Origin of the sequence: Rhodococcoides kyotonense (assembly GCF_001645385.1) — a bacterium.
In the GTDB taxonomy this organism is placed as follows: Bacteria; Actinomycetota; Actinomycetes; order Mycobacteriales; family Mycobacteriaceae; genus Rhodococcoides; species Rhodococcoides kyotonensis_B.
The window spans coordinates 183,286-206,833 of sequence record NZ_LVHI01000040.1 but is presented as its reverse complement, the minus strand read 5'-3'; the positions used below and the strand labels follow the sequence as shown (position 1 = coordinate 206,833).

The following is a 23,548-nucleotide window of genomic DNA, read 5'->3' as shown; positions in this document are numbered from 1 at the left end:
GATGTGTGACGGAAAGAAAGAAGCACGGCGTCACTTTCGAGTCGTTCGTCGACAAGCAGATTCGAGAAGCGCAGGAGCAGGGCGCGTTCGAGAACCTCGAGGGCGCAGGCAAGCCGATCCCGAAGGGGACCGGTCCGCACGACGAGTTGTGGTGGATCAAGGGCTATCTGAAACGAGAGAACCTGTCCACCGATGCGCTCCTGCCCGAATCGTTGCAGCTACGCAAGGAAATCGAGAAACTTCCGGCCGTCCTGATCGACATGCGGCTCGAGGAGTCTGTCCGCAGCCATCTGCACGATCTGAACGCCCGCGTCGTCGCCTGGATTCGGGTGCCGTCGCCTCCGTTGATTCCCATCTCTCCGGTCGACGTCGACGCGTGGGTCGAGCAGTGGCGGGTGAACCGGGCCGCGGTCGACGCGGCCGCCCGGGCCTCCCGTGCGTCTAGCCCCGGATCGTCTGCGGCGCCGACGACGCGGCCTGGCTGGTGGCAGCGCCTGCGGGCCCGATGTGCGCGATGACGTCGTCGATCGTGCGTGCCGTCACGTAGGTCGCGACGGACACGCGGCCCCGCACACGCGTCGGGACCAAGGGGTCGTCGGGTGACGGCGAGCGGGTGCCCTCGTCGACGACGATGGATATCGGTCCACCGAACGTGCGCCGCGCATATTCGACGGCTTCGGTGACAGCCCTGTCGAACTGCGCCTGGTCGACGCGGCCGCGAGGGCCGGTGCTGAGCCCGTGCCCCGGTGGATCGACCGCGACGACGTCGTACCCGCGCTCTCGCAGTTCCACGGCCAGCGGAGTGCAATAGCGAGCGTGTGAGCCAGGTCGGGCAGGCAGGACGATCGTCCTGCGCCCACCCCCACGATGCACTTCGCAGTGCACACTTCCGTCGGGTGTCCGCAGTTGAACGTGTTCACCTGCGGCGACGCCCACGACTGCCGATGCCGGTGCCAGGGCTGCCTCACACGCGGCGTCGCGTTCGAGAGCGTATTCGGGCAGGAGAATCGGCCGTCCCTGCAGCAGGATCATGATTGCCGCGCATTCTCGCGACGTCAGCGTCGGCGACCATCCGGTGGCCGTGTGCAGGGCCGTCGAGTCGACGACGGGTTCGCCTGCCGTCACCCATTGGCCCGAGAACGGCGTGAGGCCCAGACGGAAGGCGATGTTCGCGGCGACGACGGCCGCACGTTCAGGCACGTCGAACAGCCTCTGACCCTGCATCGCAGCGAGTTCACGCACGCCTGTCCAGTCGCGTGGCCCGACGTTGTACGGTCCGTCGAGATCCTGTTTCACCGCCCGGTGGAACGCGTCGGCGAGGTCGTGTTGATGCAGGAACTGGTACGACGCGCGATCCGCCTGCGGGAATGCGCCGATCGTGGACGTGAACTGATCGATGCCGTCGTTGGAGAAGTCGGGACCGATGATGTACGTCGGCCGGAGCATGCTGACAGCCATCTCGCCCGGGTGTCGCCGCAGCCACCATTCCGCGTAGTGCTCGACCTCGGCCTTGTCGTGGAAGTAGTACCGGTCGGGATCGCCTGCGGGATAGTCCTTCTCGGTCAGAGGCTCGTCGTGGATGTCCGGGCCGTACGCGTTGATGCTCGACGCGATGACCATGCGTCGTACGCCTGCGCGGTACGCGCTGTCGAGCACGTTGCGCGATCCGCGCTGGTTGATGTCGTGTGTCGTTCGTTTGTCGCGCAGCTCCTCCACGACGAACGCGAGATGGACGACGACGTCGCACCCCCGAAAGATGTGTTCCATCTCCGGAGATCGGATGTCGGACCGAACGGACTGCAATTTGGGGTGCACGAGGGGGGTCCGTCGACGCGCGATTCCCACGACCGACTCGACGTCGTCGTCGTCGAGCAATCCAGGGAGTATCGCCCGAGCGAAGTCGCTCGTCGCTCCGGTCACCGCGATGCGAAGTGTCACGACGGCAGCTCCGCGCGGCTTTCGGCGACCGTGTCGGTGATGGTCTCGATCGCGGTCCTGATGTGCGAATCCGTGTGCGACGCCATCGCGCACAGCCGCAACAGGGCCCCGTCGCGTGGGACTGCAGGGTGCAGAGCCGCGCTGGTGAAGATGCCTCGGTCGAACAGCGTGCGCCACAGGCTCATTGCGACGAGATCGTCGCCGACGTGCAGTGACACGATCGGAGACGCGGTGTCACCGCCCGGTGTCCTCGATCGCGCGCCGACGTCGAGACCGGCGTCGGCCAGTCCTTTTCGTAGTGTTTCTGCGTTGTGCAGTACGCGGTCGGCGCGTTGACGACCTTCGTCGCTGCGGATGAGCCTGACCGACGCGAGGGAAGCACCCACTGCTGCCGGCACCCCCGACGTCGTGAACAGAAAGGCGCGGGCGTGGATGCGCAGTGTGTCGAGCAGGTCGTTCGAGCCTGCGATGAATCCGCCGGTGGAACTGGGACTCTTCGACAGAGAGGCCATACGGATGTCGGTGTCGTTCTCGGTTCCGAACAGTTCGGCGGCGCCGGTCAGCCGGTCGCCGTAGACGCCGAGACTGTGTGCCTCGTCGACCATCAGTGCTGCACCGTATTTCGTGCACAGGGCGGTGATTTCGTCGAGCGGAGCGAGATCACCTTCCATCGAATACAGACCGTCGACGATGACCAGGACGGCACTGTCGCCGTCGACCGGTTCCTGCAGCTTGGCTTCGAGATCCTGCAGGTCGTTGTGTGCGAACTTGCGAATTCGGGCACCGGACAGCTGGCTTCCGTCGCGAATCGACGCGTGCGCTGCGGAGTCGACGACGATGACGTCCTGTTTGCCGACGACAGCGCTGATCGTGCCGACGTTCGTCTGATAGCCGGTGGTGAACACCATGGCCCCCTCGGTGCGATGCCATTCGGCGATCTCGTTCTCCAATTCGAGGTGGAGATCCATCGTGCCGTTGAGCAGTCGGCTCCCGGTGATGGCGGAGCCGAAGGTGTCCAGCGCCTCTCGGGCGCCGCGTTTGATGTCGGGGTGGTCGGCGAGTCCCAGATAGTTGTTGGAACCCAACATGATCTTGTCCACGCCTTCGACCTGTACGACGGGCGCGGTTGCCGATTCCATGACGCGGAAATAGGGGCTGACGTCGGCGTCACGAACGGAGCGAAGCAATTCGACGCGGTCGTCGCCGTCGAGTCTCTTGATCAATCGGTTTACGGTCATCTGTCCCTGGTCTCCTAGGGCATCGTCGGGTGCACGGAAGTCGAGCACTACGTAGATTCGATGGTCGCGAACTCGAGAAGTAGTTCGGCGCGGGTGCGTAATCGGATGGGTGTGGAGAACGAATTCGGAGCGGAAATTTCCATTTCCGCAGATCGAAACTCGTTTTACGGACAAAACAAACTCGCAACCCGGTTTCCATCGACACAAGAAACCTCGAACCGGAGGTTTCGGCAGGTGAGACTGCGGGTAGATCGCCGTCCGGTTGCGAATTCGATTGTCGCTGTTCAGTCATGCCCACGGTGCGAACCGCTCGTGTGCATATCACTCTTGTATTCATCGAAGGAGAAACATGACTGCATTGATGGTTCGAGAACGCGAAATTCTGGAGAAATATCTTCCGGGTCTTCTGGACTATTTGGACGAAACGCCCTTGGCCGATCTCGAAGGTCGTAGCGGTGATGCCATTGCGAAATTCCGAGAAGCCGGGGGTACCGCGCTCATCGTTCCGAAGAATCTCGGGGGATTGGGCGCGACGGCACTCGACGCGGTCCGCGCGCAGCGGGCCATCGGGTCGCGGTCGCCGTCGCTCGGTGCGGCGACGACCATGCATCATCTGTCCATTGCGTCGCTGAACGAATTCGCGCAGGAGGCGTCCGACGACGACCGTGCGTTGATCGCGGCGCTCGTCGAGCAGCGAGCCGTCATCGCATCGGGTTTCTCCGAGGGAAATCCGGGCGGCAGCGTGTTCATCCCCACGATGAAGGCGACGAAGCGGGGGGATACGTACATCATCAACGGCAGCAAGAAGCCCTGTAGCTTGTCGGGTTCGATGGATCTGTTGACCGCGAGTGTCGAGGTCGAAGGCGTCGGCGACAAGGACGGCGAGCGTGCGGTCGCGTTGATTCCGTCCAATCTGGACGGGGTGACCGTGAACCGGTTCTGGGACACCGACATCCTCGCCGGCGCGCAGAGCGACGAGGTGAAGCTCGACGACGTCGAGGTGCCGGCAAGTTTCGTGCTGCTCAACATCGACGACGATCCCGACGGCATTCACGAGATGACGGGCTACCTGTGGTTCGGCATGCTGATCACGGCCAACTACCTCGGCGCCGCGTCGATGCTGTTGGAGAAACTCCTCGCGGCGGACAAGGGCGACTTCGAGGGCTACACCAGGGCGGCGGCCGATATCGAGAACGGCATGGCTGCAATCGAATCCGTGGCGTGGGAATTCGATTCCGGGGCGCGGGGGCAGGATTTGTCCGCCCGACTTCTGTTCTGCCGCATCGCGATTCGTGACGCTCTGGTGCGTGCGAGCTCTGCTGCGATGGAGTCGCTCGGCGGCATCGGATTCATCAAGTCGCCCGAGATCGGCTACCTCGCGGCTGCCATTCAGGCGTACGCGTTTCATCCGCCGTCACGCCGTACCATCTCCGAGACGCTGACCAAGTATCACGGCGGTGACGAATTCGCGTTCGTGTGAGGGGATCTAGTGGTGGTCTTCCTCGTCGGCGAGCTTCTCCTCGCCTCGGTTGCGGAAGAACTTGAACCCGGGGATGCCGATGACTGCGCGTCGAACATCTTTCGTGACGGCGAGCAGTTCGTGAATTTCCGGAGACACTGTGTCGAGCGTGGCCAGAATGGGAATGACCGCTTCCATGTGTTTCACGAGCCCGGGGAGTTGGTCGACCATCTCGATGGCCGCGTCGACCTCGTCCTCGGACAGATGGTCGACGAATTTCTTGGCGAACGGGGCGGACTGTTGAGCAATCGGATCGAACAATTCCACCAATTCGAGTGCGGTGGTGGAGGTCGCCCCGGCCGTCAGCACCACGTCGTTCGCTGCTCGGGTGGTCGACGCAGCCCCGTCGACGACGCTGTCCACGCGATCGATGACACCTCCCGTTCGGTCGATCAGGCGCTGCGCGGCGTCGACGACGGCGTCGATACGGGCGACGAGCACGGCGGCTTCGTCGAGCAGCGCACTGATGCGTCCCGGCAGTTCGACCGCGAACGTCACCGACTCGCGGGCCCATCGGGCGCTCGCTTTCACCACGCCGATCCCGAAGCCGACCGCCGACTTTCCGTCGACGGGGTCGGGGAGTCGGACGCCTGCCAGCACCAGTGCCATGCACACGACAATGCCACAGCCGACAACGCCGCAGCCGACGACGCGACGGCCTGCAACGCCACGGCCTCCGCACGCAACGACGCTAGCCTCGAGTCATGAACATTCTCGTCACCGGAGCGAGTGGCTACATCGGTTCCCGGTTGATCGCGTCGTTGTTGGCGGCCGGTGACTCGGTGTGCGCGGCGTCCCGTACCCCGGAAACGCTCGACGCGTTCGACTGGCGCGACCGGGTGGACACCGTCGAACTCGATGCAGGCGACCCCTTGTCGCTGAAATCCGCGTTTCGAGAAGCCGGACCCGTCGACGTCGCCTACTACCTCGTCCACGGCATCGGTGAGGCCGACTACCGTACCCAGGACACGAGCGCGGCTCGTCACTTCGGAGAGGCCGCATCCGCAGCGGGTGTTCGGCGCATCGTGTATCTGGGCGGATTCGTTCCCGACGACGAAGAGCTGTCGGAACACCTCGCCGGTCGCGCCGACGTGGGGCGAGCGCTCGCCGTCGACGATGTCGAGGTGGTCTGGCTGAAAGCCGCGATCGTCATCGGCGCAGGGTCGACGTCGTACGAGATGTTGCGGTACCTCGCCGACCGACTTCCGATCCTGCCGTTGCCGGACTGGCTGGACCACCCCGTGCAACCGATCGCGGTCGACGACGTGTTGTTCTACCTGCTCGCCTCTCGATCCACCGTGCCGGCCGGCGCGTACGACATCGGCGGCCCCGACACGGTGCCGTACCGCGATCTGTTGTTCGCCTACGTCGATGCCGCCGGACTGACGCGCATCGGGGTGCCGACGCCCGGCGTGCCGACCAGCCTCGCAGGGCGCGTCATCGGAAAGATCATTCCGGTTCCCGACGGGTTGGCCGAAGATCTCGTCGAGTCGCTGCACAACACGATGACGACGTCCGAGAACAGAATCCGCGACATCGCAGGCGAGCCCGACGGTGGACTGACCACGATCGAGGACGCGATGCGCCGCAGCGTTCGCGGCAGTGTCGGCACGCCGCCTGGGGTGGCGGCGCTCAAGGATCCGTTACGCCTCGCGAACACCGATGCGGCGTGGAGCGGAGGTGACGCCCTCGGCATTCGCCGGTACGGCGTCGCGGCGTCGTCACGGCGGACATGGAGCCTGCTCGAGGCCCTCGGCGCGCGTACGCTGCTCTACTCGTGGCCGGTCGCGGCGGTCGTGCGCACTCACCTCGATGTCGCGCAGGACGTTTCCGAACGGGCACGATCGGCAATGCGACGCATGATGACAGCGCGACGCACGACGAAGGACCGAGCGAGTCACGATCGAACAGGGGAGGTCTGATGCCGGGCTGGCAGTCCAGCGTCGTCGACGTGATGCGATCCGCACTCGTCGACAAGGTCGACAGAAACCACGACGAAACCGACAAGGCCTTCCTGCGGCGACGCATCGTGGTGGTCGTGACTCTCGTGGTCGGTGCGACGCTTCTGGGTGTTTCACTGTCGGTCAGGCCGGGAGACAGCGCGTTCTACCCGTTGACGCTCGGTCTCGCGGCTGCATGGATCGTGGGAGGGTTCGCGTCCGGACCGCTCCATCTCGGACGGATTCGCTTCAACGAATCGATGAGACGTCCGATCATCACGCCGATCGTCATCGGATTGCTGGCAGGCGCGGTGTTCGTCGTCGGCGCGCTGATCGTGCGGGAGATTCCGCCGTTGGCCGACTTCACCGAGAACGTCCTGGCCCACGCCAGATTCGGTTCGCTGGCGCTGATCGTGTTCATCACGCTGCTCAACGGCGTCGCCGAGGAAATCTTCTTCCGCGGCGCGCTGTACGCCGCCATCGGCAGGAACAAGGCCGTCGTCATCACGACGCTCGTCTACACCGTCGTCACGCTCGCCAGCGGCAATCCGATGTTGGCGTTCGCGGCCATCACACTCGGGTTCGTTCTCGCGCTGCAGCGGCGTGCATCCGGTGGCATCCTGGCGCCGATCATCACGCATGTCACCTGGTCGACCGTGATGGTGTTCGTGCTACCCCCGCTCTTCGCCTGACCCCGTCCGTTCGCCTGACAACCCTTTCAGCAGCGCCGTCTTCATCTGCGGCCTGCTCGCGGCGACGAGCGTGAACGTCGCCTCCCGCATCAGTCGTTCGGCGGTCCCGTGGCCGACCAACGCGCTGCTGCCGGTAGCCGCGACGAGCGCGGCCGCGGTGCGCACCGCCAGTTCCGACGCGTCTGCCCGCGCGCAGAACATGTCGTACCGGCCCGCGAGCGCGTCGTCGAAGTTCGCGCGAGCGCCGGCATGCAGCCGCCGGTACGCGTCGACGTCGACGCCCAACTCCTCCATCTGCTGGATGCAGCGTCGTGCGATGCCCATCGCCATGCATCCGTTGATCCACGAACCGTAGAGCTGACCTGCCTGGAACTGCGAGTCCGTGACGACCGACACGACAGACGCGTCGTCGACGTGGAAGTTCTCGAAGCGCAGACGCACGGTGTTGCTCGCGTCGGCGGCGATCAACGTCAGCGGCTCGACGGTCAGGCTACCGGTGTCGGTGCCGTCGACTGCCTGTGCGGAAACGATGGCATGGACGATCGAATCGTCGAACTCGTCGCGCGCCGACAACTGGACCACGTCGACGATGCCCCATCCGGATACGAAAGGTGCCGATCCGTCGAGGACGTATCCGGAAGCCTCACGGCGCGCGTACAACTTGGGCGGCCTCGGAATGGCACCGGCGAATGCGACGCCTGCTGTCATGGAGCCGTCGACGAGCTCGTCGAAGTACTTGTTTCTGAGCCCCTCGTTCGGGCTGTTCGCGAGGGACATCACGACTCCGCCGTGCTGCATCCACGTGAACGCGGTGGAAAGGCAGGCGCCGCACAGTGTTTCGAAGATGTCCGGCAGTTCGGACATGTCGGGGCCGTCGTCGCGCGCGGCCAAGCCGTAGAAGCCCGCAGCGGCAAGAGCGTCGAAGTGGCTGCGCGGAATTTCTCCCGCTGCGTCGACCGCGTCGGCGGCGGGAAAGAGCACCGTGTCGGCGAGGTCTCGGGCTCGCTCCGGCCAGGACGTCACCGACGCATCGTAAACCGAACTGCGCGTTCTGAGCTAGATTTGCGCAGGTGAGCGAAAATCTCGATCGGGTCGACCGATTGATCGTCGACGAACTCGTCGCCGACGGCCGTGCCACCCTCGCGACGTTGGCGGAGAAAGCGAGTCTGTCGGTGTCCGCGGTGCAGTCGCGGGTGCGTCGTCTCGAATCGCGCGGCGTCATTCGCGGCTACACGGCCCTGGTCGACGACGAGGCGTTGGGACGACCGTTGTCCGCGTTCGTGGCCATCACGCCGATCGATCCTGCCCAGCCCGACGACGCTCCCGCGCGGTTGAAGCACATCCCGGCGATCTACTCGTGCCACTCCGTGGCGGGCGAGGAGAGCTACGTGTTGTTGGTGCGCGTCGACTCGCCGCGGAGTCTCGAACACCTGCTGCAGGAGATCAGAGCGACGGCCAACGTGCAGACCCGCAGCACGATCATTCTGCAGACGTTCTACGCCCGATGAACCGCATCGGTGTCCGAAAGATCGCGTCGGCCGGATTGTCGTACGGCGTCGTGGCGCTGGTCATGTGGCTGCTCTATCGCTCGGTCGGCAAGACAGGCGCGGTTTCCGAGGCCGTGGGCGGGATCACCGTGACCGAGGTGGTCGTCGTGTGTGCGCTCGGGCTGCTGTACCTGGCGTCGATGCTGCGGCCGATGGCGTACACACTCCCCGGATTGACGACGGCGCAAGCCGGCGTCGCTCGCACCGCGTCGCTTGCTCTGGCCAACACCGTGCCCGAAGGTGGCACTGTCGCAACGGGTTTGACATTCGCCATGTATCGGTCGTGGGGCTTTCGCGCGGTCGACAGCACGACGTCGATCATCACCGTCGGCATCTGGACGAACCTCACCCGCTACGTGTTGATGTCGATCGCGCTCGTGATCCTCGTGGTGTTCGGTACCGGGTCCGGTTCCCTTGTATGGGTCGCCGTGGCGTCGTGCGTCATCGTGGCAGCCGTGTGCCTGTTGATCGCGGCGATCATCGTCGACGACGGATTCGCGCGTCGAGTAGGTCGACTGCTGACGCGGATGCGCAACGCCGTGGCCAGACACCTGTCGCGGGTACATCCGAGAGACATGGAACAGGCCGTGTCGGATTTCCGTGCGCACGTCAACAATCGGGTGCGCACCTGCTGGCGGTCGCTGACTGCGACGATGCTGCTGTCCCAACTGCTCGGTGCACTCGTGCTCGGGGTGGCGGTACGGATGTGCGGCATCGGCCAGGACGTGGTCGGGTGGGATCGAATCGTCGTCGCGTTCGGTGCGATGTGGCTCGCGGCGTTCGTCGCGCCGACGCCGGGCGGACTCGGAATCGCCGAAGCCGCACTGGTCGCGGTGCTCGGCGCAGGACTGGTCGCGAGCGATCAGGCGCAACTCGTGGCCGCGGTCCTACTGTTCCGATGTGCGACGTGGTTGCTGCCCATTCCGATCGGACTGATCTCGTACCTGTACTGGAGGCTGACGAAGAACTGGAAAGTTCCCGCGGCTCAGTCGTCCGTCGACATCTCGCCGAGCGACCTCCAGACACGATCGGACGACAACGGTAGCTCGTAGAGTCTGGAGCCGACGGCGTCCTTGATCGCGTTCGCGAGGGCAGGGGCCACCGGGTTGTACGGCGATTCGCTCATCGATTTGGCGCCGAACGGACCAAGAGTGTCGTACGTGTCGGCGAAATAGACCTCGGTGCGCGGAATGTCGGCGAACTGCGGAACATGGTAGCTGCGAATCGAATCGGTGACGACCGTTCCGGCGCCGTCGGTCTTCATTTCCTCGTACATCGCGGTTCCGATGCCCTGAGCCACACCGCCCTCGACCTGTCCGCGGCATTGCTGCGGATTCATGACGGTGCCTGCGTCGGCGCTCTGAACGGACTGCAGGATGCGGACGGTGCCGGTCCCTTCGTCGACGGCGACACGGACTGCGTGCACGTTGAAGGCGAGTGATCGGGGGACGCCGCCGCTGTCACCGTCGGCGACGAGGGTTCCGCCCGACGCGGCGAGAATGTCGTCGAGCGAGACGAATCGGTCACCGCACTGCACGCCCTGCGGCCCGAGCGTGCACGTCTCGCGAGGGCAACCGGACACAGACGCACCGATGTCCACGACGCGGTCGGCCATACGCGTCGCCGCCGCGTGCAGTGCCTTGCCTGCGACGACGGTTCCCGCGGATCCGAAGGCTCCGGTGTCGTACGTCGTCGCGTCCGTGTCGGATTGGCGGACGACGATGCGGTCCGGTGACGTTCCGAGTGCGGTGGCGGCAATCTGGGTGTGCACGGTCGTCGTGCCGTTGCCGAATTCGGCTGTGCCGATGCGCACCTCGTAGCGTCCGTCCGGCTGCAACGCGACGGACGCCTCGGAATGGTGGCCTCGGGGCGGGATCGTCGCGATCATCGCGACGGCCATGCCCTCCCCGACCTTCCACCCCTCCGGCGGTTCCACTCCGTTGCCTCGCCGGAGAGCCTGTTCGGCCAGGTCGAGGCACTGGTCGAGACCGTAACTGCCGTAGACCAGGTCGTCGCCCTCGACGTGGGCTGCGACGAGCGGGTCACCGGGTACGACGACGTTGCGGCGACGGAACTCGAACGGGTCGATGTCGAGGTCGCGGGCGAGATCGTCCAACGCCGATTCGACCGCGAAGATGACCTGCCCGAGCCCGTAGCCGCGGAACGCACCCGACGGAATGTTGTTGGTGTACACGCTCTTCGCGTCGACGCGCTTGTTCGCGCACCGATACACGGCGATCGATTCGCCGCAGCCGTGGAACATCACGCCTGGACTGTGGTTGCCGTACGCGCCCGCGTCCGTGACGACGTCGATCGCCAGTGCCGTCAGGGTGCCGTCCGCGGACGCCGCAGCCGTGACGTCGACCTGGAACGGGTGGCGGCACGGCGACACCGTGAACTCGTCTCGGCGTGTGAATTCGAACTGCACGGGCGAACCGGTGCGCAGAACGGCCAGTGCCACGATGTCTTCGGTCAGAAGTTCTTGCTTGCCGCCGAAGCCCCCGCCGACGCGGGCGGTGAACACACGGACCTCGTCGCGATCGAGGCCGAAGATCTCGCAGACCTCGTCGCGGACGAGGAACGGGACCTGAGTGCTGGTACGGAGATTCAGGCGACCGTCGTCGGCGCGCCAGCCGATGGTGCCGTGTGTCTCGAGGTGTACGTGTTGAATCCGGCCCGTTCGCCATCGCCCGGTCACGACGGTATCGGCTGCTGCGACAGCTTCCTCGACATCGCCTGTGCCGCCGTGCACTTCGGCAACGAGGTTGCGCGACGCGTCCGCGATCCTCGCGTCGTGTTTCTTGTCGCCGTGGATCTTCGGTGCCCCGGGTGCCGACGCGGCCTCGGTGTCGAACACCGCGGGCAGTATCTCGTAGTCGACGACGAGGGCACGGCATCCGGCCTCGGCAGCAGCGAGAGTTTCGGCGACCACCACGGCGACACGCTGACCTTTGAACCGCATCACCGTGTCGATGACGCGAGTGTCGTCGGGGTCGTCGTTTCGTTGATCGTGACGGGCCGTCGAGAACAGTCGATCGGGGCTGTCCGCCGCTGTCAGAACCAACCGGACACCCGCGATCGCCTCGGCTGCGGAAGTATCGATCGCCACCACTCGAGCGTGGGGATGGGGACTTCCGAGCACGCTGGCATGCAGAAGGCCAGGGGGAGCGAAGTCCATCGTGTACGGCTCGGTGCCGGTGACGATGCGTGTTCCGGCCGGAGCAGCAAGCGAACGACCGCACGACGGACCACCCTGAGGTTTCTCGGTGTTGACGACGCCGTGGACTGCGTCGTCGATCGACCGATATCCGGTGCAGCGGCACAGGTTTCCCTTCAGACGCTGCGGTAGTTCGGCGATGGCGTCGTCGTCGAGTGTCGATGCCGTGAGAACCATTCCCGCAGTGCAGAATCCGCATTGGAAACCGCCCGCGTCGACGAACCGTCGCTGCATCGGGTGAAGGTCGTCCGGTGTGCCGAGACCGGCCACCGTCACGACGCGTCGGCCTGCGGCGCGATAGGCCGGGTAGATGCAGGAGTGGACGGGGTGGCCGTCGACGAGCACCGAACACGCACCGCAATCGCCTGCGTCGCAGCCTTTCTTGACCTCGAAGTGTGCGTTCTCGCGCAGCAGTGTGCGCAGGCACTGTCCCGGGCGCGGTGTGTGGTCGGCGTCGACGCCGTTCAGGGTGAATTTCACGACAGCTCCCCGAGGATGTCCAGTGCCGAACGAATGCTGATGTGCCGACGCCAATCCGGTGCGCCGTGCGGGTCGTCGTACCAGGAGTCGTCCGGAATCGACTGTCGCAGTGCCGCTTCGAGCTCGGATGGGGACGGCGTCGTCGGGAAGCGAACCACATGGGGGCGTACCGTAGCGGCCGTCACCGACAGAACGAACTGGCCGTCGCGGTCTACTCGCCCGATCACGACCGCCGCCGAACGGCCGAGCGGCGACAGCGCCGTCTTCCTGAATGCCGTTGTCGCTTCGAGCGCGTGACGGGGGACATGGATGCTGCGTACGACGTCGCCGACGTTCAGTGCGTTCTCGTGCGGTCCCGTGACGAGATCGACCACGGGGATTCGGTAATCGGAACCGTCCGACGACCACACCGTCGCTACGGCGTCCAACGAGACCGCCATGGAGATCATCGAGCCCGCGGGCAGCGACATGCAGATGTTGCCGCCGACCGTCGCGACCCTCCAGATCTTGAACGACGCGAGCAGGGCGGTCGCGCACTGCGAGAACAGGGCGGTTGCGGGCCAGTCGCGGTCGAAACGTGCCTCCGCGAGCTCACCGATGGTGCAGGTTGCGGCGATCTCGAGGCCGTCGCTCGCATGTTCGTCGTACCCGGCGTCGAGAGCAGGCCAGCCGAGTGCCGTGATGTCCACCAACCGCGTCAGGTGATCCTGCTTCTCGGACATCAACCACGTGCCACCTGCGATGACGGCCGTGTCGGGCGCGCCGGGAGGCAGGCCGGAACGATCGGTGGGGATCACGACGTCCTCGATGGTTCCCAAGTCCATGACGCACCTGCTCTCGGCGCTTCGGTTTGCCGGTGTGGTTCACCTGCACGACTGTCTGTGCCGAACAGTAGTCAGCTCGTGTTACGAACGAAGGGTTCTTCGTCGATCGAGTGGAAACTCGCACGAAACATCAGGAGCGGAGCCTGCGGAGCGACCCAGGTGGCGGGAGCGGAGCCTGCGGAGCGACCCAGGTGGCGGGAGCGGAGCCTGCGGAGCGACCCATCTGGACCGGCTCACCGTGCCACCTAGACTCGCCGCATGGCTTTCACCGGATTCCCGTTCGCGGCGCTCGACTTCTACGAGGATCTCGAAGCGGACAACAGCAAGCCGTGGTGGAACGCGCACAAGGATGTCTACGAGGAATCGGTCAAGGTGCCGATGGTCGAATTGTTGGCCGAGTTGAAAGGCGAGTTCGGCAGCGGCAAGGTATTTCGGCCGTACCGTGACGTCCGGTTCTCCAAGGACAAGACGCCGTACAAGACGCATCAGGGAGGCTTCGTCGCCCGCGGTCCGAGCCTGGGTTTCTACGTGCAGATCGATCCTGCAGGACTGTTCGTCGCGGGTGGTTTCTACGGTGCGACGACCGACGGCATCGCACTGTTCCGCGACGCCGTCGACAACGAGGTACGCGGCACCGAACTCGAAGGGCTGGTGTCGACGCTGACCGAGGCCGGATTCGACATCGGCGGGGACAGGCTGAAGACCAAGCCGCGAGGCTACGAACTCGACCACCCGCGCATCGACCTGCTGCGCCACAAGTCGCTGACGGCGAGCACGCACTTCGGTTCACCGCCGTGGCTCGAAACGGCTGCGGCGGCCGACCACGTGCGCACGGCGTGGCGGACGCTCGTCCCGCTCGTCGAATGGGCGGAGCAGGTGATGCGATAGCGCGGAGGCATCGCCCGCGAGAACCGTCAGCCCACGACCGAGTAGGTCCGCCAGGCGCTACCGGCGTCGGGTGCGTCCTCTCGCTCGACGGTGGCCTGGATGAGTCCGTAGGGGCGGTCGTCGGCGTTGAACACCTCGTTGTCGTTCGTGACCCCGAACCGGCCGATGTCGTACAGGAAGTGATGTTTGTTGGGCGCCGACATCCGGATCTCGGCGATGAACGGATACTTCTGCAGTACTGCCTCACCCATTGCGAACAGGGTCTGCTGCAGCGCCAACGACTGCAGGTTGGCGAAGCGTTCGATCATCGCGGCCTTGACACCCGCATACACGCCGTCCCAGTCGACGTCGATGTGGGTGTAACGCCACTGCGCGATCAACGACGTGGCCATGACGCGGTCGTGCGTCGGCTCGAGCACGGTCAACTCGTCCTCGAGGAAACCGGCGAACTCCGAACCGGTCGACTTGAGGATGACCAGGTCTTTGAAACCGCTGATCACCCACGTCTTCTGGCTGTCACCCTTTCCCTCGACCGTCACCGCCGACGTGCGCGTCTCCTCGCCCTTACGAGTCCACGTGTGGTCGTGTTCGACGCCGTCGATCACGACACGCTGCCACGCGTACTCCTCCAGTTCGATGCGAGCGCCGTCGACGGGTTCGACGTCGTCGACGTAATGCCGCGCCAGGTCGAGGCCGTAACTTTCGAGATGGAGAAGACCTTTCGTCTTCGCGTACGTATACGCCGTCTGCTTCTGCGTGTCGGTGGGGAGGACGGTCGATTGATCGCCCACCAGGTGTGCCGGTGCGAAATCTCCGCGCAGAGCGCTCGAGACGTTGATGTCGTGGATCTCGTGACGCGGGCTGTCCCGGTAGATGCGTACGACGCGGTTCTCTGCCTTCCCGTACTGGTTGGCGCCGAGGACGATCTTGCCGTCGAGGTCGGTCATCGTGCGAAATCCTCTTTTCAGCTGCCGCGGTAGGTGGAATAGGCGAACGGAGACAACAACAACGGCACGTGATAGTGCGCACCGGAATCGGCGACTGCGAACGAGATCGACACCTCCGGGTAGAAGGTCCGAGTGCCGAGTGTGTCGAAATACGTTCCGGTGTCGAACGACAGGCGGTACGTGCCCTCGTCGACGGGACCCGGAAGTAGTTCGGGCACACGGCCGTCGGTGTCGGTGAGAGCCGACGCGATCTCGACTCCGTTGGTGAACAGCTCGACGCGAACTCCCACGGCGGGTGTGCCGCGCACGGCGTCGAGAACATGGGTGCTGATGCCGGTCATGTGTCTTCTCCCAGCAAGCGATGCAGACGAATCCGGTTGATCTTGGCCAGTTCCACGCGCATCACCCGTCGTTCGGTTTCGGGATCGTTGCCCAGTCGTTCCTCGAGAATAGCGAGCAACTCGGTGGCCGACCTGCCAGTCGCGCAGACGAGATACACGTGCCCGAACTTGTCCTCGTACGCCCGGTTAGCTTTCGCCAGCACGTCGAGAACGTCCGAGCCCGCGGTCTGCACCGCCGCCTGTTCCCGCCGCGACGACGGATTGTCGGCCTGTGCTCCGATGCGCGGGTGGCCGTCGAGCGCCCTGTCGATCTCGGCTTCGGGGAGTTCGGCCAACACACGATCGGCTCTGTCCAACAGCATTTCCCGGCTGGCGAACGGTCGGCCGGACGCGACACGTCGCGCCCAGATCGACGAGGAGCAGCATTCGAACAGCGCATGCATCGCCTGTCGGTCGGTCAGCCTGTTGAAACCCTCCAGGCCTGTGTTCTCGTGTAACACCGCGTGTCTCTTTCGTATCTCGCTACGTACGGTCGGTCAACCGTCCGAACCTGGCTGCGGCGATGGGGTTGGCGTCGGCGACGAGGTCGTCGAAACGATAGTTGGCGATCTTGGCGATTTCGATCATCGCAAACGAACGCTCGGCGGCGGGCGCGTTCTCGATACGAGACCAGCCGTTCGCCAGCACTCGGTCGTACCGTTCCGTTTCGCGGGCGCAGATGACCAAGGGAAATCCGAAGTGCCGGCGATACTCGGTGGCGAGTTCGACGATGTCGTCGTGCTCGTCCTCGTCGAGATTCGACAGGCCCGTGTGATCGGCCGCCTCGGGCATGCCGGTGTCATCTTCGCTCCCGAGGTCCGGGTAGCTGTTGATGAGCTCGAGCTGTTCCTCGGTCGTGCCTGCCAGCAGGGCCTCCTGGAAAGCCTCGCGCAGGCTGTGCGCGTCGGCAAACGGTCGTTGCTGGTATGCACGATCGACCACCCACGGTGTCCCCTGGACGAGGCCTCCGAACGTCGAGGCGAAGTCGTCGTGGGTCATCGTGTTGACACGATCCAGCGTGATGCCGTCGCCCGGACCGCCGGCGACGGTCTGACCACGATTGCCGATGTGGAAGAACACGATGTTCAACACGATCGCGGTGACGGCTCCGAGAACGATGCCGCTTCCGAACAGCATCTCCAGCCAGTCCGGGACGCCGTCGGCGACGCTCGGTTGAATGGTGACCAGCATTGCCAGTCCGAGGCTGGTCGCCACGACGATCAAGTTGCGATGGTCGGTGAAATCGACGGCCGACAGCGTCTGAATGCCGACGACGGCGACGGTCGCGAACAGCGCCAGAGCGGCCCCACCGAGAACCGGTGGTGGAATGGACGCGACGACGGCGGCCGTTTTCGGAAGCAATCCCAGCAGCATCATGATGACGCCGGCCGACGCCACCACCCACCGGCTTCGCACTCCGGTGAGGCGCACCAGTCCGACGTTCTCCGAAAATGCCGTGTACGGAAACGAATTGAACGTGCCGCCGACGACCGTGGCGACGCCGTCTGCCCGAAGCGTCGCGGCGATGTCGTCCTTCTTGATGCGCTTGCCGACGATCTCACCCGTCGCGTAGACGCTGCCGGTGGTCTCGACCGCGATGATCAGCATGACGACGATCATCGAGATGATCGCGACGACACTGAATTTCGGTACGCCGAACAGGAACGGCTGGGTGAAGCCGACCCACGACGCCTCGCCCGTACGGTCGAAGTTCATGTCTCCGAGCACGAATGCGACTGCGCTGCCCGCGACGAGCCCGAGCAGGACGGCGATCGTCGCCATGAAGCCCTTGAAGAATCGTTGGATCAACACGATGACGAGGAGCGTTCCGATGGCGTAGGCCATCCAGCGGCCGTTGGTCGGATCTTGTTCGTGCGTAGCAGGATTCGTCACTGCGTCGTTGACAGCGACGGGCAGCAACGCGACGCCGATGATCGTGATCACCGTTCCAGTCACGACCGGCGGGAAGAATCTGAGGAGTCTACTGAAGTACGGGGCCATGAAGAACGTGACGAGACCTGCGACGATGACGGAGCCGTAGACGTACAGAAGGCCTTCGGTCCCGCCGCCGTTTGCCATGGCGATCGCGATGACGGGTGACACGCCCGCGAAGGTCACGCCCTGCAGCAACGGAAGTCGCACGCCGATTTTCCAGAAGCCCACCGACTGGATGATCGACGCGATCCCACACGTGAACAGATCCGCGTTGATCAGGTGAATCAGTTGTTCGTCGGTCAGTCCGATCGCGCTGCCGATGATGATCGGAACCAGCACTGCGCCCGCATAGAAGGCAACGACGTGCTGAAATCCGTACGCGGCGAGTTTCGGGACGGGGAGAACCTCGTCGACGGGATGAACACGGCGACGCTTCGTGGGAAGAACGGACATGGGTACCTCGCAGGTGGCAGCAGGTAATGGGTCCTGCGACGCTGCAGGCGAGTGGTAACAGGATCGACCATGACGGCCGTTACCGCGACTCGAGCGGGCAGAATGGTGCAGTCGGAAAGGACTGGTGAATGACGTCTGACGCGGTCGGAGTGCTTCTCGCCGCCGGTGCTGGAACTCGGTACGGCTCACCGAAAGTACTCGCGCACGACGGGGCGTGGCTGAACGCGGCCGTTCGTGCGCTGGTCGACGGCGGCTGCGGCCGAGTGCTCGTCGTACTCGGGGCTGCGTCGGTGCCGGTGCCTCTCGGCGCGGAGGCGGTCCACGCCCCGAAATGGCGTGAGGGGCTGAGCGCATCGTTGCGCGCGGGGTTGGGTGCAGCCGGTGACGCTTCCTTCGCGGTCGTCCACGTCGTCGACACGCCGGATGTGGGGAGCGACGTCGTCGGTGCAGTCTTGGACGCTGCTCGCGATGCGCCGTCGCACCTTGCACGAGCAGTATTCGACGGCGTACCCGGTCATCCGGTCGTGTTCGGACGCGAACACTGGGACGACGTCATCTCCACGGCCGTCGGGGATTCCGGTGCGCGTGACTTTCTCCGTGGGCGGACGGATGTCGTCGCTGTCGAATGTTCGCGCTGGGCGACGGGTGTGGATCAGGATTACCGTCAGTGACCGAACTGGCTCGGCCGGGCGGCGCGCTCCTACGCTACTGCCGGTCGTGCGTGCGAATGTATAGCGGGCTATACATTCGCACGCACGGGTAGGGTGATTCGGTGATCCTCGGACCCGCCGACACGCTGACCGGCAGACCGTCGAGAGTAATAGTCGCCGGCACGTCGGGTTCCGGGAAAACGACGTTGGCCTCACGGATCGCCCTGGTCCTCGGTACCGAGCACATCGAGATCGACGGCTTGTTCCACGGTCCCGGCTGGACGCCCCGCCCGTCGTTCGAGGCCGACGTGGACGAGTTCTCGTCGAGACCGTCGTGGGTGACCGAGTGGCAGTACGCTTCGGTTCGAGACAAGCTGGCGGACCGCGCCGATCTGCTCGTCTGGCTCGACTTACCGCGAACTACGGTCATGCGCCAGGTGTCGCAGCGCACGATCGGGCGGCGGCTGCGTCGAGAAGTGTTGTGGAACGGCAACATCGAACCGCCGCTGCGCAGCATCTTCCGGGAGGAAGACCACATCATCCGCTGGGCCTGGAGGACGCACTCGCTCACGGGCGAACGTGTCCTCGCGGTGGCCGAGCGCAGGCCGGAACTTTCGATAGTCCAACTGCAGTCACGCGCCGACGTCGAACAGTGGGTCACCGGAGCGCTGGCCGAAGTGACCTGAGAGGTCAGCAGTTCAACGCCGTCGCCAATTCGGTGATCGACTCGACGCTGTACGACCAATCGGATTCGGGCCGCACATCCGAATTTTGTTGCGGCCCATGTTCGCTCGGTCTGCAGACGAACGCGGTGCGGAAACCGCAGTTGCGAGCGGCGTCGAGGTCGCTGTTGTGTGCAGCGACCATCATGCACTCGTCGGGCCGCAATCCGAGGATGTCGGCGGTACGAAGATAGGCGTCGGGTGTGGGCTTGTATGCGCGCACCGGTTCGGCTCCGAGGATCGCGTCCCACGGAATACCCGCATTCTTCGCCATGTCCAGCAGCAGAGAGATATTGCCGTTGGACAGTGGCGCGACGACGAAATGCTCCTTCAACCGCGTGATGCCGTCGACCGAATCCGGCCAGGGATCGAGGCGATGCCACGCAAGGTTGAGGTCGTCGACAGCGGCGTCGGGTAGCTCGATGTCCTGCTCCGACAACACTGTTCGCAAACTTTCACGGTGCAGTTCATCCAGCCGGACGAACTCGCGTGACCCGGATCTGACCTCTTCCATCGACGGTTGATAGAGGCTGCGCCACCGATCCGCGAACGAATATGGATCCTGCAGCTCGGGCAGCGCCGACGAGACTGCGGCAGCCACACTCGTGCGCCAGTCGACGACCGTGCCGAACACGTCGAACAACAGGGCCTTCGGCGCCGTCACCGTCGATCCCGCTTCCGGTTCGACCGGTCCCCGCCGAAGATCACGGCACCGACCAAAGGAATCAACAGGAAGAACAACCAACTGTTCGACACGGGAACGACGAAGAACAGAATGAGCGCAACGATCGGCGTCGCAGCCATGACCGCTTTGCGCCAGTCCCAGCCGTCGTCGTCGGACGACTCCGCGGCAGGTGTTTGCGACGCGGTCCTCTCCAACGGCTTCGAGACGGAAGGAGTGACCGTCGTGGATGGCAGATCCGCGAATACCGCGTCGAGTTGGCCGCGCGTCGTGGCGGAGGAGACGACGGAACTACGTTCGTCGAACTCCGGCAACGTCAGGCGCCCGTCGCCGAGATGTCTGCTCAACGCTTCGAGTGCTTGCTCGCGCTCGGCCGTACCGATGCGAACGTCCGGGTTGTCTGCCATGAGAGACAGACTAACCCGGACGTTCGTGGTCCCAGAGGGGTTCTTACTTCAGTTCCGCGAGGACGGTGCCTTGGGTGATGGCAGAGCCGGGAGTGACGGCGAGGCCGGTGACGACGCCTGCCTTGTGGGCGTTGACGGGGTTTTCCATTTTCATCGCTTCGAGGACGGCGATGAGGTCGCCTTCGGCGACTTCTTGTCCTTCTTCGACGGCGACCTTGACGACGGTGCCCTGCATGGGTGCGGTGACCGCGTCACCGGACGCGGCACCGGCGCCGCCGCCGCCACGCTTGCGCGGCTTGGGCTTNGGCGTCGGGTGCCGGAGCAGCCGCGTCGCCGGATGTCTTCTTCTTGTCGGGTGACGACGCCTGCCTTGTGGGCGTTGACGGGGTTTTCCATTTTCATYGCTTCGAGGACGGCGATGAGGTCGCCTTCGGCGACTTCTTGTCCTTCTTCGACGGCGACCTTGACGACGGTGCCCTGCATGGGTGCGGTGACCGCGTCACCGGACGCGGCACCGGCGCCGCCGCCGCCACGCTTGCGCGGCTTGGGCTTGCGGCGGATCGCACCATCGGATGCTGCGCCGCCGCCGCCGCCGAGGGAGAACTGGCCGGGCAGGGACACCTCGAYGCGYCKGCCRCCGACCTCGACGACCACGTTCTGACGCGGCAGTGCTTCGTCGTCGTCGAGTGCATCTGCTGCGGTGAACGGGGGAACCTGGTTGTCCCATTCGGTTTCGATCCACCGGGTGTGGACGTCGAAGGATTCTCCGTCGCCGATGAACGCGGGGTCGGAGACCACGGCGGCGTGGAACGGGATGACGGTGGCGAGGCCTTCGACCTTGAACTCGGCCAGCGCGCGGCGGCTGCGGGCGAGTGCTTCCTCGCGGGTGGCGCCGGTGACGATGAGCTTGGCGAGCATGGAGTCGAATTGGCCACCGATCACCGAGCCGGACTCGACACCGGAATCGACGCGGACGCCGGGGCCTTCGGGGGCGATGAAGGTGGTGACTGGTCCGGGTGCGGGCAGGAAGCCGCGGCCGGCGTCTTCGCCGTTGATGCGGAACTCGAAGGAGTGTCCGCGCGGTTCGGGGTCTTCGGTGATCGACAGTTCTTCGCCGTTGGCGATGCGGAACTGCTGCAGCACGAGGTCGATGCCGGAGGTTTCCTCGGTGACGGGGTGCTCGACCTGCAGGCGGGTGTTGACCTCGAGGAAGGACACGAGGCCGTCTTGGCCGACGAGGTATTCGACGGTGCCTGCGCCGTAGTAGCCGGCTTCCTTGCAGATGGCCTTGGCGCTGGAGTGGATTTCCTTGCGCTGGGCTTCGGTGAGGAACGGGGCGGGTGCTTCCTCGACGAGCTTCTGGAAGCGGCGYTGCAGGGAGCAGTCGCGGGTGCCGGCGACGACGACGTTGCCGTGCTGGTCGGCGATGACCTGTGCTTCGACGTGGCGGGGCTTGTCGAGGTAGCGCTCGACGAAGCATTCCCCGCGGCCGAACGCGGCGACGGCTTCACGCACGGCGGAGTCGAACAATTCGGGGATTTCTTCGCGGGTGCGGGCGACTTTCATGCCGCGCCCGCCGCCACCGAAGGCGGCTTTGATGGCGATCGGCAGGCCGTGCTCGTCGGCGAAGTCGAGGATTTCCTGGGCGTCCTTGACCGGCTCGGCGGTACCGGGAACGGAGGGGGCTTTGGCGCGGGTGGCGATGTGGCGGGCGGTGACCTTGTCGCCGAGGTCGCGGATGGACTGCGGTGACGGGCCGATCCAGATCAGGCCTGCGTCGATGACGGCCTGGGCGAATTCGGCGTTCTCGGACAGGAAGCCGTAGCCGGGGTGGATGGCGTCGGCGCCGGACTTCTTCGCGGCGTCCAAGATTTTGTCGATCACGAGGTAGGACTCGGCGGAGGTCTGCCCGCCCAGGGCGAAGGCCTCGTCTGCCAAGCGCACGAAGGGTGCGTTCGCGTCGGGTTCGGCGTAGACAGCGACACTGGTGAGGCCGGCGTCCGCTGCAGCCCTGATCACCCGGACTGCGATCTCGCCGCGGTTCGCGACAAGCACCTTNCCGCCCAGGGCGAAGGCCTCGTCTGCCAAGCGCACGAAGGGTGCGTTCGCGTCGGGTTCGGCGTAGACAGCGACACTGGTGAGGCCGGCGTCCGCTGCAGCCCTGATCACCCGGACTGCGATCTCGCCGCGGTTCGCGACAAGCACCTTCGAAATCTGTTTACGTGCAACACCATTGGTGGACATGAGGGGTGATCCTTTATCGCGAGAAGTGAGCATTGGTGAAGTACACTGGGGCAGAACTCAGGCCGTAGCGCAGCTGGTCGGTGGGGTTGCCCCAGGCGCCGAGCGAACTCACCGGCGACCGGGGCACGTGCGGATGGGCCGACGCCGCAGCGATCAGCACCGCCATGAGTGCGGCGACCTCGGTGTCGGTAGGGTTGCCGCCGAACTGCACTGCCGCTGACGTTTTCGCTTCTGTGTCCTCGACTCTCATAGTGGGATGTTTCCGTGCTTCTTGGGGGGCAGGGTGACTTGTTTGCGTTCGAGCAGACGCAGTGCGGAGACGATCTGTCCGCGGGTGTGGCTCGGTGGGATGACGGCGTCGAGGTAGCCGCGTTCGGCTGCGACGTACGGGTTGACGAGGGTGTCTTCGTATTCCTGCTGCAGCTTCAAGCGCAGCGCGTCGACGTCTTCGCCGTTCTTCGCCGCTTCGAGGAGCTGTTTGCGGTAGACGAAGCCGACGGCGCCGGAGGCGCCCATGACGGCGATCTGTGCGGTGGGCCAGGCGAGGTTGACGTCGGCGCCCATGTGCTTGGAGCCCATGACGTCGTAAGCGCCGCCGTAGGCTTTGCGGGTAATGACGGTGATCTTCCCGACCGTCGCTTCACCGTAGGCGTAGAGCAGTTTCGCGCCGCGGCGGATGATGCCGTTGAACTCCTGCCCGGTGCCGGGGAGGAAGCCGGGGACGTCGACGAGGGTGATGATGGGGACGTTGAACGCATCGCAGGTGCGGACGAAGCGTGCGGCTTTCTCGGAGGCGTCGATGTCGAGGGTGCCGGCGAACTGGGTGGGCTGGTTGGCGACGATAC

Annotated in this window: 22 protein-coding genes and 3 pseudogenes; 9 read left to right on the top strand and 16 right to left on the bottom strand. The window is 65.0% G+C overall.

From position 1 onward, the window contains the following. Positions 1–5 precede the first annotated feature (5 nt). The gene (locus A3K89_RS24425) at positions 6–518 is read left to right on the top strand and encodes a J-domain-containing protein (protein WP_068431961.1); all 513 of its coding nucleotides are present in this window, start codon (positions 6–8) and stop codon (positions 516–518) included. On the opposite strand, the gene A3K89_RS24420 is transcribed toward A3K89_RS24425, so the two are convergent. Further along, positions 442–1,938 (bottom strand): NAD-dependent epimerase/dehydratase family protein, encoded by a 1,497-nt coding sequence (locus tag A3K89_RS24420; RefSeq protein WP_068431958.1) that lies wholly within the window; start codon positions 1,936–1,938, stop codon positions 442–444. The two genes, A3K89_RS24425 and A3K89_RS24420, sit on opposite strands and share 77 nt — an antisense overlap. Then, a complete protein-coding gene (locus A3K89_RS24415) occupies positions 1,935–3,176 on the bottom strand; it encodes an aminotransferase class I/II-fold pyridoxal phosphate-dependent enzyme (protein ID WP_068432103.1) in 1,242 nt (413 codons plus the stop codon). Before A3K89_RS24415 ends, A3K89_RS24420 begins: the two co-directional genes overlap by 4 nt. A 349-nt stretch (positions 3,177–3,525) precedes the next feature. On the opposite strand from A3K89_RS24415, the gene A3K89_RS24410 reads away from it, so the two are divergent. Continuing rightward, positions 3,526–4,656 carry an acyl-CoA dehydrogenase family protein gene (locus A3K89_RS24410; RefSeq protein WP_068431955.1) on the top strand — a complete coding sequence of 377 codons (1,131 nt, stop codon included), beginning with the start codon at positions 3,526–3,528 and terminating at the stop codon, positions 4,654–4,656. Positions 4,657–4,662: 6 nt separating this feature from the next. Here the strand turns inward: A3K89_RS24410 and A3K89_RS24405 are convergent, their stop codons facing one another. After that, on the bottom strand, positions 4,663–5,304 hold the full coding sequence (locus A3K89_RS24405) for a ribulose 1,5-bisphosphate carboxylase large subunit (protein ID WP_068431952.1): 642 nt from the start codon (positions 5,302–5,304) through the stop codon (positions 4,663–4,665). 95 nt (positions 5,305–5,399) lie between these two features. Here A3K89_RS24405 and A3K89_RS24400 point away from each other — a divergent pair, with 95 nt between their 5' ends. Continuing rightward, positions 5,400–6,617, top strand: a complete 1,218-nt coding sequence (locus A3K89_RS24400) for an NAD(P)H-binding protein (RefSeq protein WP_068431949.1) — start codon at positions 5,400–5,402, stop codon at positions 6,615–6,617. Continuing rightward, positions 6,617–7,327 carry a CPBP family intramembrane glutamic endopeptidase gene (locus tag A3K89_RS24395; RefSeq protein ID WP_068431946.1) on the top strand — a complete coding sequence of 237 codons (711 nt, stop codon included), beginning with the start codon at positions 6,617–6,619 and terminating at the stop codon, positions 7,325–7,327. The genes A3K89_RS24400 and A3K89_RS24395 overlap by 1 nt, the downstream gene beginning before the upstream one ends. On the opposite strand, the gene A3K89_RS24390 is transcribed toward A3K89_RS24395, so the two are convergent. After that, positions 7,307–8,350: an acyl-CoA dehydrogenase family protein gene (locus tag A3K89_RS24390; RefSeq protein WP_068431944.1), complete on the bottom strand. Its 1,044-nt coding sequence runs from the start codon at positions 8,348–8,350 to the stop codon at positions 7,307–7,309. The two genes, A3K89_RS24395 and A3K89_RS24390, sit on opposite strands and share 21 nt — an antisense overlap. Before the next feature lie 47 nt (positions 8,351–8,397). Between A3K89_RS24390 and A3K89_RS24385 the strand changes: the two genes are divergently transcribed. Together A3K89_RS24385 and A3K89_RS24380 are read left to right on the top strand one after the other, a co-directional pair. Beyond that, a complete protein-coding gene (locus tag A3K89_RS24385; protein ID WP_068431941.1) occupies positions 8,398–8,835 on the top strand; it encodes an Lrp/AsnC family transcriptional regulator in 438 nt (145 codons plus the stop codon). Further along, positions 8,832–9,926, top strand: a complete 1,095-nt coding sequence (locus A3K89_RS24380; RefSeq protein ID WP_068431938.1) for a lysylphosphatidylglycerol synthase transmembrane domain-containing protein — start codon at positions 8,832–8,834, stop codon at positions 9,924–9,926. Before A3K89_RS24385 ends, A3K89_RS24380 begins: the two co-directional genes overlap by 4 nt. Here the strand turns inward: A3K89_RS24380 and A3K89_RS24375 are convergent. Both A3K89_RS24375 and A3K89_RS24370 read right to left on the bottom strand, forming a co-directional pair. Then, on the bottom strand, positions 9,860–12,571 hold the full coding sequence (locus A3K89_RS24375; protein WP_068431935.1) for a molybdopterin-dependent oxidoreductase: 2,712 nt from the start codon (positions 12,569–12,571) through the stop codon (positions 9,860–9,862). The two genes, A3K89_RS24380 and A3K89_RS24375, sit on opposite strands and share 67 nt — an antisense overlap. After that, positions 12,568–13,395: an FAD binding domain-containing protein gene (locus A3K89_RS24370; RefSeq protein ID WP_068431932.1), complete on the bottom strand. Its 828-nt coding sequence runs from the start codon at positions 13,393–13,395 to the stop codon at positions 12,568–12,570. The genes A3K89_RS24375 and A3K89_RS24370 overlap by 4 nt, the downstream gene beginning before the upstream one ends. A gap of 258 nt (positions 13,396–13,653) precedes the next feature. Between A3K89_RS24370 and A3K89_RS24365 the strand changes: the two genes are divergently transcribed. Further along, on the top strand, positions 13,654–14,283 hold the full coding sequence (locus tag A3K89_RS24365) for a DUF2461 domain-containing protein (RefSeq protein WP_068431930.1): 630 nt from the start codon (positions 13,654–13,656) through the stop codon (positions 14,281–14,283). A 26-nt stretch (positions 14,284–14,309) separates the two neighbouring features. On the opposite strand, the gene pucL is transcribed toward A3K89_RS24365, so the two are convergent. From pucL to uraD (A3K89_RS24345), 4 genes are read right to left on the bottom strand one after another with little or no spacing between them, the layout of a single operon-like run. After that, complete coding sequence (pucL, locus tag A3K89_RS24360) at positions 14,310–15,230, bottom strand: factor-independent urate hydroxylase (RefSeq protein ID WP_068431927.1); 921 nt, start codon at positions 15,228–15,230, stop codon at positions 14,310–14,312. A gap of 17 nt (positions 15,231–15,247) precedes the next feature. After that, the gene (gene uraH, locus A3K89_RS24355; protein ID WP_068431924.1) at positions 15,248–15,571 is read right to left on the bottom strand and encodes a hydroxyisourate hydrolase; all 324 of its coding nucleotides are present in this window, start codon (positions 15,569–15,571) and stop codon (positions 15,248–15,250) included. Beyond that, positions 15,568–16,071, bottom strand: a complete 504-nt coding sequence (gene uraD / locus A3K89_RS24350; protein ID WP_084424102.1) for a 2-oxo-4-hydroxy-4-carboxy-5-ureidoimidazoline decarboxylase — start codon at positions 16,069–16,071, stop codon at positions 15,568–15,570. The genes uraH and uraD (A3K89_RS24350) overlap by 4 nt, the downstream gene beginning before the upstream one ends. A 22-nt stretch (positions 16,072–16,093) precedes the next feature. Further along, the gene (uraD, locus tag A3K89_RS24345; RefSeq protein WP_068431921.1) at positions 16,094–17,998 is read right to left on the bottom strand and encodes a 2-oxo-4-hydroxy-4-carboxy-5-ureidoimidazoline decarboxylase; all 1,905 of its coding nucleotides are present in this window, start codon (positions 17,996–17,998) and stop codon (positions 16,094–16,096) included. A 128-nt stretch (positions 17,999–18,126) separates the two neighbouring features. On the opposite strand from uraD (A3K89_RS24345), the gene A3K89_RS24340 reads away from it, so the two are divergent. Next, entirely contained in the window at positions 18,127–18,669 is a 543-nt protein-coding gene (locus tag A3K89_RS24340) for a nucleotidyltransferase family protein (protein ID WP_068431918.1), read from the top strand. Positions 18,670–18,770: 101 nt separating this feature from the next. Beyond that, on the top strand, positions 18,771–19,334 hold the full coding sequence (locus tag A3K89_RS24335; protein WP_068431915.1) for an AAA family ATPase: 564 nt from the start codon (positions 18,771–18,773) through the stop codon (positions 19,332–19,334). A gap of 4 nt (positions 19,335–19,338) precedes the next feature. On the opposite strand, the gene A3K89_RS24330 is transcribed toward A3K89_RS24335, so the two are convergent. From A3K89_RS24330 to A3K89_RS26545, 6 genes and pseudogenes are all read right to left on the bottom strand, one after another. Further along, a complete protein-coding gene (locus A3K89_RS24330) occupies positions 19,339–20,034 on the bottom strand; it encodes a haloacid dehalogenase type II (protein WP_068431912.1) in 696 nt (231 codons plus the stop codon). Continuing rightward, the gene (locus tag A3K89_RS24325; protein WP_068431909.1) at positions 20,031–20,459 is read right to left on the bottom strand and encodes a DUF1707 SHOCT-like domain-containing protein; all 429 of its coding nucleotides are present in this window, start codon (positions 20,457–20,459) and stop codon (positions 20,031–20,033) included. The genes A3K89_RS24330 and A3K89_RS24325 overlap by 4 nt, the downstream gene beginning before the upstream one ends. 43 nt (positions 20,460–20,502) lie before the next feature. Next, positions 20,503–20,763: pseudogene (locus A3K89_RS25630) on the bottom strand (acetyl-CoA carboxylase biotin carboxyl carrier protein subunit); the annotation flags it as partial. A gap of 50 nt (positions 20,764–20,813) precedes the next feature. Further along, positions 20,814–22,703, bottom strand: a pseudogene (locus A3K89_RS24320) (acetyl/propionyl/methylcrotonyl-CoA carboxylase subunit alpha); the annotation flags it as partial. 13 nt (positions 22,704–22,716) lie between these two features. Continuing rightward, positions 22,717–22,953 carry an acyl-CoA carboxylase subunit epsilon gene (locus A3K89_RS24315; RefSeq protein WP_084424098.1) on the bottom strand — a complete coding sequence of 79 codons (237 nt, stop codon included), beginning with the start codon at positions 22,951–22,953 and terminating at the stop codon, positions 22,717–22,719. Beyond that, positions 22,950–23,548 (bottom strand): annotated as a pseudogene (locus tag A3K89_RS26545) (carboxyl transferase domain-containing protein); the annotation flags it as partial. The gene A3K89_RS24315 and the pseudogene A3K89_RS26545, both read right to left, overlap by 4 nt.

What these genes read in the sequence shown, in the direction of transcription:
- A3K89_RS24415 (WP_068432103.1), bottom strand. Translation starts at nt 3,176, where the DNA reads ATGACCGTAAACCGATTGATCAAGAGACTCGACGGCGACGACCGCGTC.
- A3K89_RS24410 (WP_068431955.1), top strand. Translation starts at nt 3,526, where the DNA reads ATGACTGCATTGATGGTTCGAGAACGCGAAATTCTGGAGAAATATCTT.
- A3K89_RS24405 (WP_068431952.1), bottom strand. Translation starts at nt 5,304, where the DNA reads ATGGCACTGGTGCTGGCAGGCGTCCGACTCCCCGACCCCGTCGACGGA.
- A3K89_RS24400 (WP_068431949.1), top strand. Translation starts at nt 5,400, where the DNA reads ATGAACATTCTCGTCACCGGAGCGAGTGGCTACATCGGTTCCCGGTTG.
- A3K89_RS24395 (WP_068431946.1), top strand. Translation starts at nt 6,617, where the DNA reads ATGCCGGGCTGGCAGTCCAGCGTCGTCGACGTGATGCGATCCGCACTC.
- A3K89_RS24380 (WP_068431938.1), top strand. Translation starts at nt 8,832, where the DNA reads ATGAACCGCATCGGTGTCCGAAAGATCGCGTCGGCCGGATTGTCGTAC.
- A3K89_RS24370 (WP_068431932.1), bottom strand. Translation starts at nt 13,395, where the DNA reads ATGGACTTGGGAACCATCGAGGACGTCGTGATCCCCACCGATCGTTCC.
- A3K89_RS24365 (WP_068431930.1), top strand. Translation starts at nt 13,654, where the DNA reads ATGGCTTTCACCGGATTCCCGTTCGCGGCGCTCGACTTCTACGAGGAT.
- pucL (WP_068431927.1), bottom strand. Translation starts at nt 15,230, where the DNA reads ATGACCGACCTCGACGGCAAGATCGTCCTCGGCGCCAACCAGTACGGG.
- uraH (WP_068431924.1), bottom strand. Translation starts at nt 15,571, where the DNA reads ATGACCGGCATCAGCACCCATGTTCTCGACGCCGTGCGCGGCACACCC.
- uraD (WP_068431921.1), bottom strand. Translation starts at nt 17,998, where the DNA reads ATGTCCGTTCTTCCCACGAAGCGTCGCCGTGTTCATCCCGTCGACGAG.
- A3K89_RS24340 (WP_068431918.1), top strand. Translation starts at nt 18,127, where the DNA reads ATGACGTCTGACGCGGTCGGAGTGCTTCTCGCCGCCGGTGCTGGAACT.
- A3K89_RS24325 (WP_068431909.1), bottom strand. Translation starts at nt 20,459, where the DNA reads ATGGCAGACAACCCGGACGTTCGCATCGGTACGGCCGAGCGCGAGCAA.
- A3K89_RS24315 (WP_084424098.1), bottom strand. Translation starts at nt 22,953, where the DNA reads ATGAGAGTCGAGGACACAGAAGCGAAAACGTCAGCGGCAGTGCAGTTC.